Source organism: Brevundimonas diminuta ATCC 11568 (genome assembly GCF_000204035.1).
Taxonomy (GTDB): Bacteria; Pseudomonadota; Alphaproteobacteria; order Caulobacterales; family Caulobacteraceae; genus Brevundimonas; species Brevundimonas diminuta.
The window spans coordinates 296,755-311,856 of record NZ_GL883084.1 but is presented as its reverse complement, the minus strand read 5'-3'; the positions used below and the strand labels follow the sequence as shown (position 1 = coordinate 311,856).

Annotated in this window: 13 protein-coding genes; 8 read left to right on the top strand and 5 right to left on the bottom strand. The window is 65.3% G+C overall.

All coding sequences use genetic code 11. The features are described 5' to 3' along the window. A partial coding sequence (locus BDIM_RS01550; protein WP_040344530.1) for a CaiB/BaiF CoA transferase family protein occupies positions 1 to 1,133 on the bottom strand: 1,133 nt, incomplete at its 3' end. Positions 1,134 to 1,316: 183 nt separating this feature from the next. Between BDIM_RS01550 and BDIM_RS16935 the strand changes: the two genes are divergently transcribed. After that, a complete protein-coding gene (locus BDIM_RS16935) occupies positions 1,317 to 2,237 on the top strand; it encodes an IclR family transcriptional regulator (RefSeq protein ID WP_169312111.1) in 921 nt (306 codons plus the stop codon). Here the strand turns inward: BDIM_RS16935 and BDIM_RS18340 are convergent. Further along, positions 2,158 to 3,363, bottom strand: a complete 1,206-nt coding sequence (locus BDIM_RS18340) for an alpha/beta fold hydrolase (protein ID WP_040344528.1) — start codon at positions 3,361 to 3,363, stop codon at positions 2,158 to 2,160. The genes BDIM_RS16935 and BDIM_RS18340 overlap by 80 nt on opposite strands. 153 nt (positions 3,364 to 3,516) lie before the next feature. On the opposite strand from BDIM_RS18340, the gene BDIM_RS01540 reads away from it, so the two are divergent. The 5 genes from BDIM_RS01540 (at position 3,517) to BDIM_RS01520 (ending at position 10,036) form a co-directional block, all read left to right on the top strand. After that, positions 3,517 to 4,428, top strand: a complete 912-nt coding sequence (locus BDIM_RS01540) for a crotonase/enoyl-CoA hydratase family protein (RefSeq protein ID WP_003163799.1) — start codon at positions 3,517 to 3,519, stop codon at positions 4,426 to 4,428. Beyond that, positions 4,421 to 5,209: an enoyl-CoA hydratase/isomerase family protein gene (locus BDIM_RS01535; RefSeq protein ID WP_040344526.1), complete on the top strand. Its 789-nt coding sequence runs from the start codon at positions 4,421 to 4,423 to the stop codon at positions 5,207 to 5,209. The genes BDIM_RS01540 and BDIM_RS01535 overlap by 8 nt, the downstream gene beginning before the upstream one ends. Positions 5,210 to 5,390: 181 nt before the next feature. Beyond that, the gene (locus BDIM_RS01530; RefSeq protein WP_003163797.1) at positions 5,391 to 7,487 is read left to right on the top strand and encodes a TonB-dependent receptor; all 2,097 of its coding nucleotides are present in this window, start codon (positions 5,391 to 5,393) and stop codon (positions 7,485 to 7,487) included. 14 nt (positions 7,488 to 7,501) lie between these two features. Further along, complete coding sequence (locus BDIM_RS01525; RefSeq protein WP_003163796.1) at positions 7,502 to 8,671, top strand: amidohydrolase family protein; 1,170 nt, start codon at positions 7,502 to 7,504, stop codon at positions 8,669 to 8,671. A 66-nt stretch (positions 8,672 to 8,737) separates the two neighbouring features. Beyond that, positions 8,738 to 10,036 carry a spinster family MFS transporter gene (locus BDIM_RS01520; protein ID WP_003163795.1) on the top strand — a complete coding sequence of 433 codons (1,299 nt, stop codon included), beginning with the start codon at positions 8,738 to 8,740 and terminating at the stop codon, positions 10,034 to 10,036. On the opposite strand, the gene BDIM_RS01515 is transcribed toward BDIM_RS01520, so the two are convergent. Genes BDIM_RS01515 through BDIM_RS01505 form a run of 3 tightly spaced genes read right to left on the bottom strand, consistent with a single transcriptional unit; the run spans position 10,020 to position 13,241 of the window. After that, positions 10,020 to 11,189, bottom strand: a complete 1,170-nt coding sequence (locus BDIM_RS01515) for an acetyl-CoA C-acetyltransferase (protein WP_003163794.1) — start codon at positions 11,187 to 11,189, stop codon at positions 10,020 to 10,022. The genes BDIM_RS01520 and BDIM_RS01515 overlap by 17 nt on opposite strands. Before the next feature lie 16 nt (positions 11,190 to 11,205). Next, on the bottom strand, positions 11,206 to 12,078 hold the full coding sequence (locus BDIM_RS01510; RefSeq protein WP_040344524.1) for an acyl-CoA thioesterase: 873 nt from the start codon (positions 12,076 to 12,078) through the stop codon (positions 11,206 to 11,208). After that, complete coding sequence (locus BDIM_RS01505) at positions 12,075 to 13,241, bottom strand: acyl-CoA dehydrogenase family protein (protein WP_003163792.1); 1,167 nt, start codon at positions 13,239 to 13,241, stop codon at positions 12,075 to 12,077. The genes BDIM_RS01510 and BDIM_RS01505 overlap by 4 nt, the downstream gene beginning before the upstream one ends. Positions 13,242 to 13,394: 153 nt before the next feature. Here BDIM_RS01505 and BDIM_RS01500 point away from each other — a divergent pair, with 153 nt between their 5' ends. Both BDIM_RS01500 and BDIM_RS01495 read left to right on the top strand, forming a co-directional pair. Continuing rightward, entirely contained in the window at positions 13,395 to 14,174 is a 780-nt protein-coding gene (locus BDIM_RS01500; protein WP_040344729.1) for an enoyl-CoA hydratase/isomerase family protein, read from the top strand. A 26-nt stretch (positions 14,175 to 14,200) separates the two neighbouring features. After that, positions 14,201 to 15,102: acetyl-CoA acetyltransferase (locus BDIM_RS01495; RefSeq protein WP_345908504.1), on the top strand; the 902-nt coding region annotated here is incomplete at its 3' end.

Genomic DNA, 15,102 nt, shown 5'->3' with positions numbered 1-15,102 from the left:
CCATCGCCGTGCAGCGATCGAGGGCGCCGCGGCGCGAGCCAACCCTTGAACGGCTCGCCGGGGGGCGGAGCCGCCGGGCGGACCGTCGGCGAGCGAGGCAGGCGGAGGGGGGAAGCCACGCCAGGGAGGCCGTCCTCGTCCCGAAGGATCAGGCCGCGCGCCTGAACGTGGGGATCGGCCGCGAGATCGGCGTAGGTGTTGACGGTGGAGCAGGGCACCCCGGCCTTTACCAGAAGATCCATCAGCGCCTGGCGCGAACGGGTCTTGATGATCGGGCCGAGCACGGCGTCGATCTCGGCGCGGTTCCGGTCTCGAGCGAGGACGTCGGCGAAGCGCGGGTCGCCCACCATGTCGGCGTGGCCGAGTGCTTCGCACAGTTTGGCGTAGTGTTGATCGGTGCCAGCCGAAATGTAGATGACCCCGTCCGCACAGTCGAAGGTCTGGGCGGGATGGCCTCCGTTTCCGGCGTTGCCGCGCCTCTGAGGTTGGCGACCGGAGATCAAATAGTTCTGGACGACGTGAGACTGCATCGTGACGGCCACGTCGAACATCGCGACATCCACGAATGTAGGAGTCGCGAATGCCCGCAGGCGGCCGATCAGAAGCGCGATCACGCCTGTCGCCGCGTTTACAGCGGACAGGCCCGTGATGAGCGGAACACCGATCTGCATGGGGCCGCCACCGGGAGCGTCGTCATCATGGCCTGTGATCGCCATGAGTCCCGCCTGCGCCTGGAGCACCGCTTCATCGGCGTCCTCTCCTCGACGAGGACCAGAAAGGCCATATGGCGTAACTGAACAGACAATAAGGTCGCGGTTGCAGACCAGCGGCTTTGTCGGGTCGAAGCCTGCGGCCTCCAATTCTCCGTCGTCGACCACGACATCGGCATCGCGGAGCCAAGCTTCCAACGCAGCGTGGTTATCGGGATCAGCCGTGATCCGGACTGAACGCTTGTGCCGATTTAGCGCGCGATACTGGGCGTCGTCCGGCTCCGCGTCACGTTCGAGGCGCACGACGTCGGCGCCGAGCTCTGCGAGCAATTGAGCGGCGCGGGCGGCGGCCGGCCGCCGCCCGAGATCGACAACGCGCAGCGCCGCAAGCGCTCGACCGGACTTCGAATTCGTCTTGCTCACACACGCCCTCTCCGATGACCGCATTCAAGGTGTCCGAACGCCAGGGCGGTCGCAATGCTTGGCATGGAAGCACCGCATATGCGTTGCGACCGACGACGTTCGTCCGTGCTCCGTTGACAAGGTCTCATAATCTAACGGATGGTAGTTAGAAGCCCTCAGAGAAGGGAATTAGGGAGTGAAGTCATGGACGCTGGCGCATGTCAGGCGACGCCGACGCGCACGCCTCGCCGATCATCAAGCCCGAGTCGGGCGTCGACCCTTCTGGCTTCTGACGCCAAGCGCATCAAGTCGGCCGAACGGGTCTTGCAGGTGCTTGAATACTTCTCGACCCGTCAGCAGCCGGAAGCCACCGTCATGGACATTGCGAAGGCTCATGGCCTTCCGCAGTCTTCGACGTCAGAACTGCTGAAATGTCTCACCGCCCTGGGTTATTTGGCCCACGATCCCTTCCGTCGGACCTATGTGCCGACCGCCAGGGTGGCTTTGCTCGGGGCGGGGGCGGCCCCCCTGCTGCTTCAAGGCGGTCCGCTCATGGAGATGCTGGCGGACCTTAATGAACAAACCGGGGAATTCGTCGTCCTAGGCATGCTCGTAGGATTGGCTGTGCGCTATGTGCATGTGTTGCCGTCGTCCCGACTTGTCACCACCGTGGTTCCGGAAAGCAGTTCCTTGCCTCTGCATACGGCGATGGGGCGGGCACTCCTCTCGACGTTGCCCGATGAAGCGATCCGTAAGTTCGTTCATCGACTGAATTCGCAGGTTTCCGAAAAATGGAGGGTCACGCCTTCGGCGGTTCTGGCAGAGACAGCCGAAATGCGAGGGCTGGGCTATTCCGTGACCGCCAACACGGTCTGGCGAGGGGGCGGCATGGTTTGCGCGCCCCTGCCCGACTGCGGAGACGGCCAGTTGCTCGGCGTCGGCATCGGAAGCGATGCGGAAACCACCCTCGATCGCGCGGCGGACTTCGCTGAGCGGATTCGCGCCGCGGCGGCGCGTCACCTACCGGGTCGTGGTCAAATGGCGCTCAAGCGAAATGCAGCCGGCGATAACGACCGCGAAAATAAAGGAGGGGATCTCTTCTCGGCTCAAAGCGCGCCCGTATGACTTCCCCAACGAAAATCCGGTGGTCGCCGCCGTCGTGAACCGCATGTTTGCGACACAGGAACACCGCCAGCGATCCGACGAGCGCGGGAACGCCGTCATGCCAGGGTTCGAACGCCGTCTCCGCGAAGCGATCTTCGCTTCGCCGTGCAAACCGGTCGGACGTGGGCTGCTGGCCGATGTGCAGAACGTTCACCGCGAAGGTCGAGGACGCTTCGAAAGCGGCCAGGGACCCAGCCGTCCGCGCCAGGCAGAAAAGCAGCAGGGGCGGATCGAGCGACACCGACGTGAAGGAGTTAGCCGTCAGGCCCACGGGGGCGCCATTCTGATCCACGGTGGTCACGACGGTGACGCCCGTGCCGAAGCAGCCGAGGGCGTCACGCAGGGTCCTGACGTCGGATCCCGCGAGATAGGCCTGCGGGTCCCGGGGCGCTTCCGTTTCGAGGAATTCCAGGAGATGCGCCTGGAACTGCTCAGGTTGATCCGCAGCGACATCGTGCGCGGCCCCTTCGACCTCGACATGTCGGGCGTGGGGCGCGCGACGCGCCATCGCGTCGCGGGCGTCGCGGCTGACGAGGGGGTTGTCGGCGCCGTGCAGGATCAGGATTGGCAGCCTGATCTGCCCAAGAACCGAATCCAGCGTGCGTTCCAGGTCCGTGATGTCCAGTCCGGTGGTCCAGCGCGGATCGCCGGTCTCGTCGGACCGTCGGCTTCGCGCCAGCTGGCGAACGGCGTCGGGGTCGAGGATCGGCGCCACGCCCGCCACGACCACGCCCGCCGCAAGATGCGCGCCTTCGTCGGCGATCGCGGCCAGCGCGATAGCGGCGCCCATGGCGACACCGACGATCACAGGACGGGTGGGAAGAGAGCGCAGAAGCGCCCGCAGGTCCTCGGCATAGGCCTCAAGATCATATCGGCCGTCCGCTGGACGCTCGCTCAAGCCATGACCTCGCAAATCTGGACAAAGAACATGTCGACCAGCGGCGACGAGCGCCTCGGCCGTGTTGCGCCAAACGCAGGACCGCTGCCCCCCCGTATGAAGGAGCACCACGCTGGGATCGTCAGGCGAGCCATAGCGCTCGACCGACAAGGCGAGGCCGCCAAAGCCGCGAAAGATCTCTGTTCCCATGGTGGCGTCTCCCTCGGAAGCCGGTTTCGGTCCGGGAGCAAGGCTAGTTCGCCCGGGCGTGTTTCGCGCGGGGACGAAGCAAACATCGCATCCCCGATGCTCTCTTGCGGAACCGGGATGCTATCGCTTGCCCAACGACAGAGGAGCGAGACGATGGGAAAATGGTTGGACGCGCCGGACACCTTGCTGTTCGAGGTGCGGGGGAGTGTGGCCTACATCACCTTCAATCGGCCTGAGAAGCGCAATGCCCAGAGCGCACGCTGTCTTCGAGAACTCAATGACGCGTTGCGCGAGGCGGATGATCTGCGATCCGTTCATTGCGTGGTGTTGCAAGGGGCGGGCAAGGATTTCTGTTCAGGCGCGGACATCTCCGAGGGCATCGAACCGGGCGCGGACGGACGGCGCTCTTACGATCCCGCGGACTACCGCGGGCGGACTGCCTTCGAGGATGACGTCTGGCATACCCGCTATGGGTCCAATCTCCGTCTCGACATCTTTCGAATGCACAAACCGGTCATCGCCAAGGTGCAGGGGAACTGTCTGGCGGTCGGCACGGACATCGCGCTCAACTGCGACATGGTCATTGCCGCCGATGACGCCCGCTTCGGCTTTCCCGCAGCCCGATCGCTCGGGTCGCCCGCCAATCATATGTGGCTCTATCTGATGGGGCCCCAATGGGCGAAACGCCTTCTGTTGACCGGCGATGTGTTGAGAGGGCGCGACGCCGCCGCCCTAGGGCTCGTCATGGAATCGCATCCCCCCGCTGAGCTGGACGCTGCGGTCGCCGTACTTGCTGATCGCATCGCCCTGGGCGATCCCGCCTTGCTGGCGGCCCATAAGCGCGTGGTCAACATGGGGCTGGAGCTGATGGGGTGGGAGACGCTTCAGCGTTTTGCGGCCGAAAATGACGCACGAGCTCACCTCGCAGAGGCGCCGCGCGCCTTCTTCGATCTCGTCAAGACAGAAGGCGTCAAGACCGCGCTTCAGCGCCGTGACGCGCCCTATGGCCACGACGAAATCCAACTCCGCGCCGCGCGGGACAACCTGGAGACCCTAAATGACTGATCCGATCGACGGTCTCATCATACAACGCCGCGGCGCTGCGCTAGTACTCACCATGACCAATCCGGGTCGCAGAAACGCCTTCTATCCGGAGATGCGCAGCCGGATCGCCGAGGCCATCGCCGGCGCTGCGAGCGATCCTGCTGTGCGAGCGGTCATCCTCACCGGAGCGGAAGGCCATTTCTGTTCGGGCGCTGACCTGCGCCGTGTGAGCGACGCTGACAATGGACCGCTTGCGGTGCGGGAGCGCCTCAAGAGCGTTCACCGGCTGCTCGAACTTATCATCGGAGGGGCCAAGCCAACCATCGCGGCCGTGGAGGGCGACGCCTTCGGCGCCGGAATGTCCATGGCGGCCGCGGCCGATGTCGTCATCGCCGCTCGGGGCGCCCGCTTCGGCGCATCCTTCGCCAAGATCGGCCTGTTGCCGGACATGGGCCTTCTTTACACCCTCCCTCTGCGCGTTGGCCTGCCCAAAGCGCGGCGGCTGATGATGACGGCTCGGACTATCGCCGCGGAGGAGGCGGCCGCCATCGGGCTCGTCGACGAACTGACCGTCGAAGGCGGGGCCCTGGAGCGCGCGCTTGAGGTCGCGGCCGAATTCGAGGCCTCGGCGCCGCTGTCCCTGGCGGCGATCAAGGCGGCGATGGCTCAGGGGTTGGCCGGGATTGACGACGTGGCTCGCTTCGAGCTCAACACCGTTCCGGGTCTCGCGAACACAGACGATCACCTGGCCGCACGCAAGGCGTTCCTCGAGAAAACCCAAGCGGTGTTCGTGGGGCGATAAGTCGGTTTTCCCCCTAATCATCGCACCTGCGATGTTGGTGCGGATCGTATTGAGTTAGAAGGAGATCGAGCCAAGTCTATCCCCAATGCTCACAACACAAGAGCAAACAAGGGGAGAGGACATGAGAGATCTCATATTTGGCGCGGTGGGAGGTTTTTGCGTCCTCTCTGCCGGTAATACAATGGCTCAGGACGCCGTTTCGAGTCCCCTGCCGCTGCCCCACGGTCCGTCCGCTCTGGACGATATCGTGGTGACCGCACAGCGCCGCGCGGAGCGGCTCCAGGACGTGCCCATTTCGGTGACGGCGCTCTCAAGCGAACGGCTTGAGGACGCCGGAATCGTCTCCACGGAAGATCTGACGAGCGTTACACCTGGGCTGGTCTTTGCGAGATCGAACCAATTCGCTCAACCCACGATCCGCGGGGTCGGATCGCGAAACGGGAGCCAGGGCGACGAGTCCAGCGTCGCCATCTACATCGACGGGGTCTATCGGCCTGAACAGTTCAGCAACCTCTTTGAACTGGAAGGGGTGGAACAGATCGAGGTCCTTAAGGGGCCGCAGGGGACGCTGTTCGGTCGCAACGCGGCGGGGGGCGCGATCAATATCACCACCCGTTTGCCGTCGGCCGAACCCGACCTGTCGATCGCCCTGTCCGCAGGGGATTTCGGCTACTGGAAGGCGGCGGGTTATGTTTCCGGACCGCTGACCCAGCGCCTGAGCGCCAACCTAGCGGTGACGGCCCTGAAGGACGACGGCTTCGTCCGCAACATTTTCCTGAATGAGGACAGCGGCAGCCGCGAACTTTTCGCCGCGCGAACCAAGCTGGTGTTCGATATCGACGACGTGAGCCGCCTCTGGCTGGGCGTCAGCTACCAGGACGGCCGCGACAACACCAATCAGTCCGGGCAGCCTCTGGCCGGGAACAGCCGTGGGCGTGGGGTCCCGGGTGCGGTCGTGCCGACCGAGCCCTGGACGACGGCGACCCAGTTCACTCCCATATCCAAGGGCGAATCGTTCGCGGTGGATCTTCATTACAGCCGCGAGTTCGCAGGCTTCGATCTCCGCACGATCCTCGCCTACAGCAAGGCCAGTCAATACAATCTCACGGACTCCGACAACACCTCGGCGGCTGTGTCCGGCAATGACACGACCTTCAACGCCGAGACCTACAGCCTTGAGGCAGTGCTCGCGTCGAGCGGCGGAGGGCGCTGGAACTGGACGCTCGGCGGCAATCTCTTTTCCAATGAGTCGATCTTAGATCCCTTTCTTTCGGGCGCGACGAATTTCGCCGGCCGACAGGAGGCCCAGGCAGCCTCGCTCTTCGGCGAGGTCGTCTTCGAACCGGTCTCGGGCCTGTTTTTCACCGGTGGATTGCGCGCCTCCTATGAGGAACGCAGCGCCCGCTTCAGCCAGAGGACGCCGACCGTGGTCACTGCGGAAGGCGAAGACAACTGGTCCGACGTGTCGCCCCGCGTGGTCGCGCGCTATCAGTTCGCCAAAAATTCGAATGTCTACGCTTCTTACACGCGGGGCTTCAAAAGCGGTACGTTCAACTCGACCTCGGCGGTCGGCTCCTCGGTGCCGGCGGCCCCCGAATATGTCGACGCTTTCGAGATCGGGTTGAAGTCGGACCTCGCGCAGCGCGTGCGGCTCAACCTAGCGGCCTATCAATACGACTATCAGGACCTACAGGTGACCGTGCCGTTGTTCATCAACGGCGCCACCACCTTCGCCCTGGCCAATGCGGCTCAATCCACCATCAAGGGCCTGGAAGCCAATATCGACGCCTCGCTGACCGACCGATTGAACCTGCGCTTCGGCGGCTCCCTCCTGGACGCCCGCTACGACGAGTTTCCGGACGCCGTCGTGCTTGAGCCGGATCCGGCCCTCTACGTCGGCGGCGCGCCCGCGGGTAATCGGCAGGTCGTGCGGGACGTGAGCGGCAATCGCCTCTCTCGATCTCCGGAATGGACGTGGAGCCTGGGGCTCGACTACACCCTGCCGCTCCTCGGGGGCGATCTGCGCCTGGGCGCCGACGCTTACGCCAGCGCTCAATGGTATTCCGATCCGCTGAACCGGATTCGGCAGCCGCAATACACCCAGCTCAACGCTTCGGCGCGCTGGACGTCGCCGAGCGGGCGCTGGTCGGCGCTGGTCTCCGGCGAGAACCTCACGGACGAAGCGATCTATTCCAACATGTTCACCTCGGCCCTGGGTGATTTCGTCGCCTATCAGCGGCCACGCTTCGTCTCCTTCACTCTTAAATATCAACTCTAGGAAGGACGTTTCGAATGAGCGTTTCCGAAATTCTCGCGCCGCCCAAGGATGCATTCTTCGGCGAGCGGCTGGACGCCGACGGCCATGTCTATCCGGAGCCGGACCTGATGCGCGACATTCTGGGCGATCTCGGCCGCGATCCGATCTCGGACTATATCGCCTCCTATTTCGACTCGGACGAGGATAAGGCGAGCCGTGCGCAGAACCGCGAGGACATCTGGTCCGTCAAGGGCATCAGCGCCCTGGGCGCGTCCTTCTCGCGCGCCGAAGAACGAGTCGAAGCCATTGAGATGATGGGGTTGCGGTCGCAACTGGTCTTCCAGAACACCTTCGGCAAGGAGCTTCGGGTGGACTCGCCGGCGGCTCGCGCCGCCTGCCGGCGCTACAATGACGTGGCCCTGGCCTGGGGCGCCCAGACAGGCGGGCGGGCGCGGGTCGCCTGCATGATCAACATGGGCGATATCGCCTGGGCGCTCGAAGAGGTCGATCGCGTGATCAGGGGCGGAGCTAAGCTCGTCACCCTGCCTTGCGCGGCCCCGCCGGCCGGTCTGTCGCCGGCGCATTCAGCTTGGGACCCCTTCTGGCGGCGCCTGGAGGAAGCGGACGTCGCGGTGACCCTCCATCTGGGCGGCGGCGGCATGTTGAGCGGTCAGGAACCCGATCCGATCCTGCCTGCACGGGAATGGGGCCAGGCGGAGACGCTCAAGGGCTCGCCCGCTTCGCGCCCCGGCGGCGAAGAGGCGATTAGCCCCTACTTCATGCTTGTGGCGCATATGCCGGCCGAACTCTATCTTCAGATTCTTGTCATGGGCGGCGTCTTCGAACGTTTCCCGCGCCTACGTTTCGGCATCATCGAATACGGGTCGGGATGGGTTGGGCCTTGCGTCGAACGCATGGACCTTTGGACGGGATTCCTGGCGAAGGTCGGCCGATCGTATCCGATGAAGCCCAGTGAATACGTGCGTCGCAACGTCCGGGTGGCGCCCTTCTATCACGAAAATCTGCCTCTGATGATCGAGCGCTACGGCATGGAGGAGATCTACGTCTTCAGCACCGACTATCCCCATCTGGAGGGCAGCCGCGATCCGATCGGCAAGTTCCAGAAATGGTTGGATCGTCTCGATCCCGGCTATGCCCGGAAGTTCTTTGTCGAGAACGGCGCATTACTGTTTCCTGGGCTTTGACCGCCTCCCGACTACCGGGCCGGGGCTTCCCCGGCCCGGACTTTTTATCCTGAACCGAGAGGCCCGATGACCGCGAGCAATCCCGCCCGACTCGGCCAGACGCGGACGACGACCGCCGCCTGGCTCGCCCTGCTGCTGTTGACCCTGGTCAACGCCTTCAGCCTGATCGACCGCAAGCTGCCCTTCATCATGCTGGAGAGCATTCGCGCGGAGTTCGTCCTGACCGATACGCAGGTGGGTCTGCTGGGCGGCGTCATGTTCACCGTTATCTACTCTCTCCTGGGCCTCCCGCTGGCCCGGCTGGCGGATCGCACGTCGCGCAAGCTGGTGGTGTCAGGCGCATTGGCGTTCTGGAGCCTGATGACCGCCGCAGGCGCCCTGAGTCAGAACTTCGTTCACCTTGCGCTCGCCAGGGTGGGGCTGGCGGTCGGCGAGGCGGGGGCGGTTCCGCCGAGCCAGGCGATCCTGGCGGACTATTTTCCGCTTCGCCGCCGGGGTCTCGCCATGGCGGTCTTTCAGGCTGGCGGGGCGATCGGTGTGATGGGCGGCCTCGCGCTCGGTGGCCGGCTCGTCGAGAGCCTGGGTTGGCGCGAAACACTGCTTCTGGCCGGGGGCGCTGGCCTGGCGCTGACGGCGGCCATGCTGATCGTGCTCAGGGAGCCGAAACGCGGGCAGAGCGAAGACGCGGTCGAGGCCGAGGATGCGGTGACGCTTTGGCAGGCGCTGGTCGCGTTGTGGCGTTTAGAAACCTTCAAATGGCTGGCCGTAGGCGGGGCGTTATTCACGCTCGGCACGTCCGCCATCATTACGTTCGGACCGAGCTATCTCGTTCGGGTCAGGGGATTTTCTATCGCCGATGCGGGCGCCTATATCGGCGTGGTGACTGGCCTGGCCGCCGGCGCTGGCGTCCTCGTAGGGGGATGGATCTCGAGCTGGAACAGCCCCAGGCGGACGTTGATTCTCGCAGCGCTAGGCCTGGTCGTCAGCGCCCCTTGTCTGTACTTCGCCTTGAACACTGACAGTCGTGTGGGTCTGCTGCTTCTGCTCGCAGCGCCGCTTTTCCTCGGATCGCTCTACATGGGGCCGAGCTACGCCTTCGCCCAGACCATGGCCCCCGTGCACATGCGCGCGCTCACGGCGTCGGTGATGGTCTTCATCATCCATGGCCTGGGGACGTCGCTCGGTCCCCTGTGTGTCGGCGCCGTCAGCGACGCCCTTGCGCCGAGCCGCGGCGTTGACGGTCTGCGGCTGGCGCTGTTGATCGCACCGATCGCCTATGTCGCGGCCGCAGCGGCGATCATCGCCGCCGCCCACCGCGTCGAGGTCGACCTGCCGGGCGGGAACCGGGTCAAAGCCGCTCGATGATCGTCACGTTCGCCATGCCCCCGCCCTCGCACATGGTTTGGAGCCCGTAACGGCCGCCGCGCCGCCGCAGTTCATTGATCATCGTCGCCATGAGCTTGGTCCCGGAGGCGCCGAGCGGATGGCCCAAGGCGATCGCGCCGCCGTTGACGTTGAGCTTCTGAGGGTCGGCGTCCAACGCCTTCCGCCACGCGAGGGGAATGGACGCGAACGCCTCGTTGACCTCGTACAGGTCGATGTCCTTCAGGCCTAGGCCAGCGCGCGAGAGGGCGCGCCGCGTCGCCTCGATCGGCGCCTCGAGCATGATGACCGGATCGCCGCCGAAGACGGACATATGGTGAATCCGGGCGAGGGGGGGGCGGCCCAACGCCTTCAGGCCGGCCTCGTTCACGACGAGCACGGCCGACGCGCCGTCGCAGATCTGGCTCGATGTGGCGGCCGTCAATCGACCCCCCTCCTTAAGCAGCTTGACCTGGGCCATGGCCTCCAGGCTGGCGTCGTAGCGGACGCCTTCGTCCGTCTCATGGCTTTCGACGCCGTCGGGACCTTCCACTTTCAGGGCGAGGATCTCTTCGCGGAAGCGCCCGGCTCGCGTGGCGGCGGCGGCTCGCCGGTGGCTTTCGAGCCCGAAGGCGTCGAGGACCTCCCGGGTTAGCTCATGCTTGGCGGCGATCATTTCCGCACCGTCGAACTGGCTGAACTTCACGCCAGGATAACGCGCGGCCATGCGGACGCCGCGTGACACGCCGAATCCCTGTTCCGCCGGCAGGACCGAGGGCAGGCCCATCGGCACGCGGGACATGCTCTCGACGCCGCCGGCGATGACGGCGTCCGCGCTCCCCGCCAAGACGGCCTGGGCGGCGAAGTGAAGCGCCTGTTGGGATGAGCCGCACTGACGGTCGACGGAAACGCCCGCAACCGTCTCGGGAAGATTGGATGACAGCACCACGTTGCGGGCGACGTTCTGCGACTGCTCGCCGACCTGGCCGACGCAGCCGAAGATCAGATCGTCGATGAGCGCCGGATCGGCTCCGGCGCGCTCTAGGAGCGCATCGACGACGGCGCCGCCGAGGTCGGCGGGATGCCAATCCTTCAGCTTGCCGTTGCGACGGCCGCCTGCGGTGCGAACGGCGGATACGATATAGGCCTCGGCCATGGTTTCTCCTTCGGCGCTAACGACGCCGGATCAAAAGTTCTTGGGAAGTGGAGGCCGCGAGAGCGCCGTTACTGGCGTACAGGCGTCCGAAGCTGAGTCCGCGGGCTTGGCCGGCCCAGGGGCTTTCCGTTTCATGGAGGAACCAGTCGTCTGCGTGCACAGGGCTGTGAAACCAGATGGCGTGGTTCAGGCTGAGGGTCGTAAAGCCGCCGTCGAAAGCCGAGCGTGTATGAGGCATCATCGCCGCGGTCGGCATCATGAAGTCGGACAGGAAGGCCAGGGCGGCATAGCCCGAGGTGTCGGGAGCGGCGTCTACGCCCCGCACCCAGAACCGGCCGCGCGGCTCCGCCGGATGGGTGAAATAGTCCAATGGCCGCATCAACCGGGCGTCGATCGCCCTGAGACCGCCGACCCCTTCGGCTTCCGCAGAGGCGATGTCGTTCGGGTAGACATTCCCGAGGTCCGCGAGGCGGGGCAGACTCTGGGGGGCGTCGATCGTGGTCGAGCGGGGACGCTGGTGCGCAACGCCGTCCTCGGGCGCGTGGAAGCTGATCATCGCCTCGAAGGCGAGGGGGCCGTCACCCTGGCGCGCGGTGACCCTCCGCTCGGAAAAGGACCGGCCGTCCCGCAGCGTCTCGACAAGGTAATCGATCGGTTGATCGGGATCGCCGCCGACCAGAAAACGCGCGAACATCGCGCTGGGCGGCCGGCCGGGCGCCGTCTCTTGGGCCGCGACCATCGCCTGCCCAAGGAAACACCCGCCGAAAACAGCCTGGCTGTGATTGCGCTGGAAGACGGTTGCTCGAAACCGCTGCTCATCACGGCGGGACAGCCGCAGGATGTCGCCGACCGCGACGGCCGGCCGGTCGGCGGCGGAGGGGGCCGTCATTCCCGCGGCAGCCGCATCAGATTGGCGATGTTGGAACGCTGGATGGCGGACGACCCGCCGAAGATCGGCAGGACAAGAGCGTCGCGGACATAGCGTTCCATCGCGAACCCCTGCGCATAGCCGTAGGCGCCCATCACGGTCTGGCAGTCGAGGGCGATGCCGCGCACGGTTTCCGCGATGAAAAGCTTGGTCATCGAGGTCTGCACGGCGCTCGGCTCGCCACGCTTCACCAGGCCGGCGGCATGGTCGAGCATCAGGCGGCAGGCCCTCAGTCGGGTCTGGACGTCGGCGAGGGTATGGCGCACGGCCTGGTGCCCGCAGATGCGTTTGCCGAACTGGGATCGTTCCTGACTGTACAGCCAGGCTTCCTCGACCATCGCTTCTCCGAGACCCATGGCCATGGCCGAGGGCTGCAGTTTCTCCACCTCCAGGGTCGGGCCGGCGAGCTGGCTCCATCCCTGGTTCCAGCCCGCTTCTTCGCCCATGACGTCGCGCACAGAGACCTCGACGTTCTCGAAAACGACGTCGTTCGTAGGCACGCCGCGAACGCCCATGGTCTCCGTCGTCGTCATGCTGACGCCCGCCGCGTCGCGAGGGATGATCAGGAAGGACAGGTTGCGGTGCCGGTCTTCCTGCGGACCGCTGCGCACCAGGGCGTAGATGTAGTCAGCGAACTCCGCGCCTGAACACCAGCGCTTCACCCCGTTGACGATGATCTTGTCGCCCGACCGTTCGGCCCTCGTGGCGACGGCGGTCAGGTCGGCGCCGACATCCGGCTCCGACAGGCCGAGAGCGAACAGGAGGCGGCCTTCGGCGACGCGGGGCAGCAGACGGGCCTTCTGGTCGGCGCTGCCGAGTTCGCCCAGGTTCAGGCCAGCGTAGCTGACGCACATCACATAGAGGCCAGCCAAGGCCATGTTCCGCCGGGCCAATTCCTCGACCACCATTAGCAAGGCGGGCACGTCCACGCCCAGGCCTCCGTGCTCCTCGTCCACGGCGAGTCCGCAGACGCCAAGGTCGGCGAGTCCCAGGATAAGCTCCGGCGGCAGCCGATCTTCCCGGTCCCATTTCGCGATCGTCTCGGGCGGGGCGATGTCGTCGAGAAGCCGGCGCAGGCTGTCACGGAGCATCAGAACCTCATCTGACAACAATTCGGACGCCATGCGGTCTACTCCCAAAGTTTTCTTATCGGCGGCTGACTTGCAACCTTTCCGGCATAGGCGTTAAATCTAACGAACGTTTGACAGGTGTCAAACGGCTTTAGAACGCGATTTGAACGGCGCCGACCTTGAAGTCGGCTCTCGTTGGAGGTGACGATGAGCGATCCTGTCCTTTACCGCCAGAACGGCGGGGTGGTTTCTATCGTCCTCAACCGGCCGGATCGTCTCAACGCCATCGACCCCGGCCTTGCGGAGGCTTTCCTGGCGGCCGCCGAACGCGCGGTCGCCGATAAGGCGGCGCGTGTCGTGATCATCAAAGGGCAGGGGCGCGCCTTCATGGCGGGCGGCGATCTCGCCTATTTCCGTGAAGCGGGAGCGGAGGCTCCCGCCGCGGCTTGGCGGCTGATCGGTCCGCTTCACCGGGCCATCGCGCTCCTCGCCGAAAGCCCCCTAATAACGATAGCGGAACTGCAGGGCGCGGTGGCCGGCGGCGGCATGAGTCTGGCGCTGGCCACCGATCTCGCCGTCTGCGCCGACACCGCCCGTTTCGACATGGCCTATCTGAAGGTCGCCGCCAGTCCGGACTGCTCGGGGTCTTGGAGCCTGGTGCGGCATCTCGGCCTTCGCCGCGCCATGGGCGTGGCGTTGTTGGGGCAAACCTTGAGCGCGTCGGAGGCTCTGGCGCTGGGCCTGGTGAACTCGAGTTTTCCAGCCGATCAGCTGAGCACTGAAGTCAAGGCGATTGCTGACCGTCTTTGCTCGGGGCCGCGTGAGGCGATCGCCGCTACGAAGAGGCTATTGCGCGCCGCAGGGGACAAGCCGCTCGAAGAACAGTTGGAGACCGAGGCGGAGGCTTTCGTCACGGCGGCGGGATCGAGCGATTTCCGCGAGGCGATGTCCGCCTTCTTTGAACGCCGTCCGCCGCAATTTGAATAAAATCTAACAAACGATAGACAGAAACGATGGCGCTGTTTAGCGTCTGGTCAGAGGCTGCGAAGACGGCTGAGGAGACGTCAATGGATCAATTCCCGCGTGGAGCCGCCGCAATCGTCGGCGCAGCCACCTTCGGCGTCGGAGAGGCTCCAGGGTATACGCCGAACGACATGGCGGCCCTGGCGGGCCTGGCGGCCCTCGAACAGGCGAACATCGGTCTGAACGAAGTCGACGGCCTCTTCGTCTGTACGTCGAACGACGCGCTCTCCGGGCTAGGCGTCGCGGAATATCTCGGCATCCGTCCGGCCTTCACGGACAATAACCGGACCGGCGGATCCGCCTTCATGAGTCACGTCGTCATGGCCGCCCTGGCCCTGGAGGCCGGCTATTGCGACGTCGCGCTCGTCGTTCACGGCAGCAACCAGCGCACGGGGGCCGGCGGACTGGTGTCGATGCGGCAGGCGTCGCCGTATGAGACGCCCTATCGCCCTCTCAATCCGCTCTCTTCCTACGCCTTGGCCGCTTCGCGACACATGCACGTCTTCGGCACGACCCGGGAGCATTTGGCCGCCGTGGCCGTGTCGGCCCGGCAATGGGCGAACCTCAATCCCGAAGCCTTCGCCCAGGGTCCGTTGACGATCGACGACGTGCTGGCCGCGCGCATGGTGTCGACGCCGCTGACGGTTCGGGACTGCTGTCTCATCACGGATGGCGCCGCAGCGGTGGTTCTCGTCCGGGCCGACCGGGCGAAGGATCATGCGACGAAGCCGGTCTATGTTCTCGGGGGCGCGGCGGAGACGTGGCACGCCGATATCGCCTCGATGCCCGACCTGACGGTGACGGCCGCTTCAGCGTCCGGACGGCGCGCCTACGCCATGGCCGGAATGGGGCCGGCCGATATCGACGTGGTTCAGCTCTACGACGCCTTCAG

Coding starts and splice junctions, on each gene's coding strand:
- BDIM_RS16935 (WP_169312111.1), top strand. CDS start 1,317: ATGGACGCTGGCGCATGTCAGGCGACGCCGACGCGCACGCCTCGCCGA.
- BDIM_RS18340 (WP_040344528.1), bottom strand. CDS start 3,363: ATGGGAACAGAGATCTTTCGCGGCTTTGGCGGCCTCGCCTTGTCGGTC.
- BDIM_RS01540 (WP_003163799.1), top strand. CDS start 3,517: ATGGGAAAATGGTTGGACGCGCCGGACACCTTGCTGTTCGAGGTGCGG.
- BDIM_RS01535 (WP_040344526.1), top strand. CDS start 4,421: ATGACTGATCCGATCGACGGTCTCATCATACAACGCCGCGGCGCTGCG.
- BDIM_RS01530 (WP_003163797.1), top strand. CDS start 5,391: ATGGCTCAGGACGCCGTTTCGAGTCCCCTGCCGCTGCCCCACGGTCCG.
- BDIM_RS01525 (WP_003163796.1), top strand. CDS start 7,502: ATGAGCGTTTCCGAAATTCTCGCGCCGCCCAAGGATGCATTCTTCGGC.
- BDIM_RS01520 (WP_003163795.1), top strand. CDS start 8,738: ATGACCGCGAGCAATCCCGCCCGACTCGGCCAGACGCGGACGACGACC.
- BDIM_RS01515 (WP_003163794.1), bottom strand. CDS start 11,189: ATGGCCGAGGCCTATATCGTATCCGCCGTTCGCACCGCAGGCGGCCGT.
- BDIM_RS01510 (WP_040344524.1), bottom strand. CDS start 12,078: ATGACGGCCCCCTCCGCCGCCGACCGGCCGGCCGTCGCGGTCGGCGAC.
- BDIM_RS01505 (WP_003163792.1), bottom strand. CDS start 13,241: ATGGCGTCCGAATTGTTGTCAGATGAGGTTCTGATGCTCCGTGACAGC.
- BDIM_RS01500 (WP_040344729.1), top strand. CDS start 13,395: ATGAGCGATCCTGTCCTTTACCGCCAGAACGGCGGGGTGGTTTCTATC.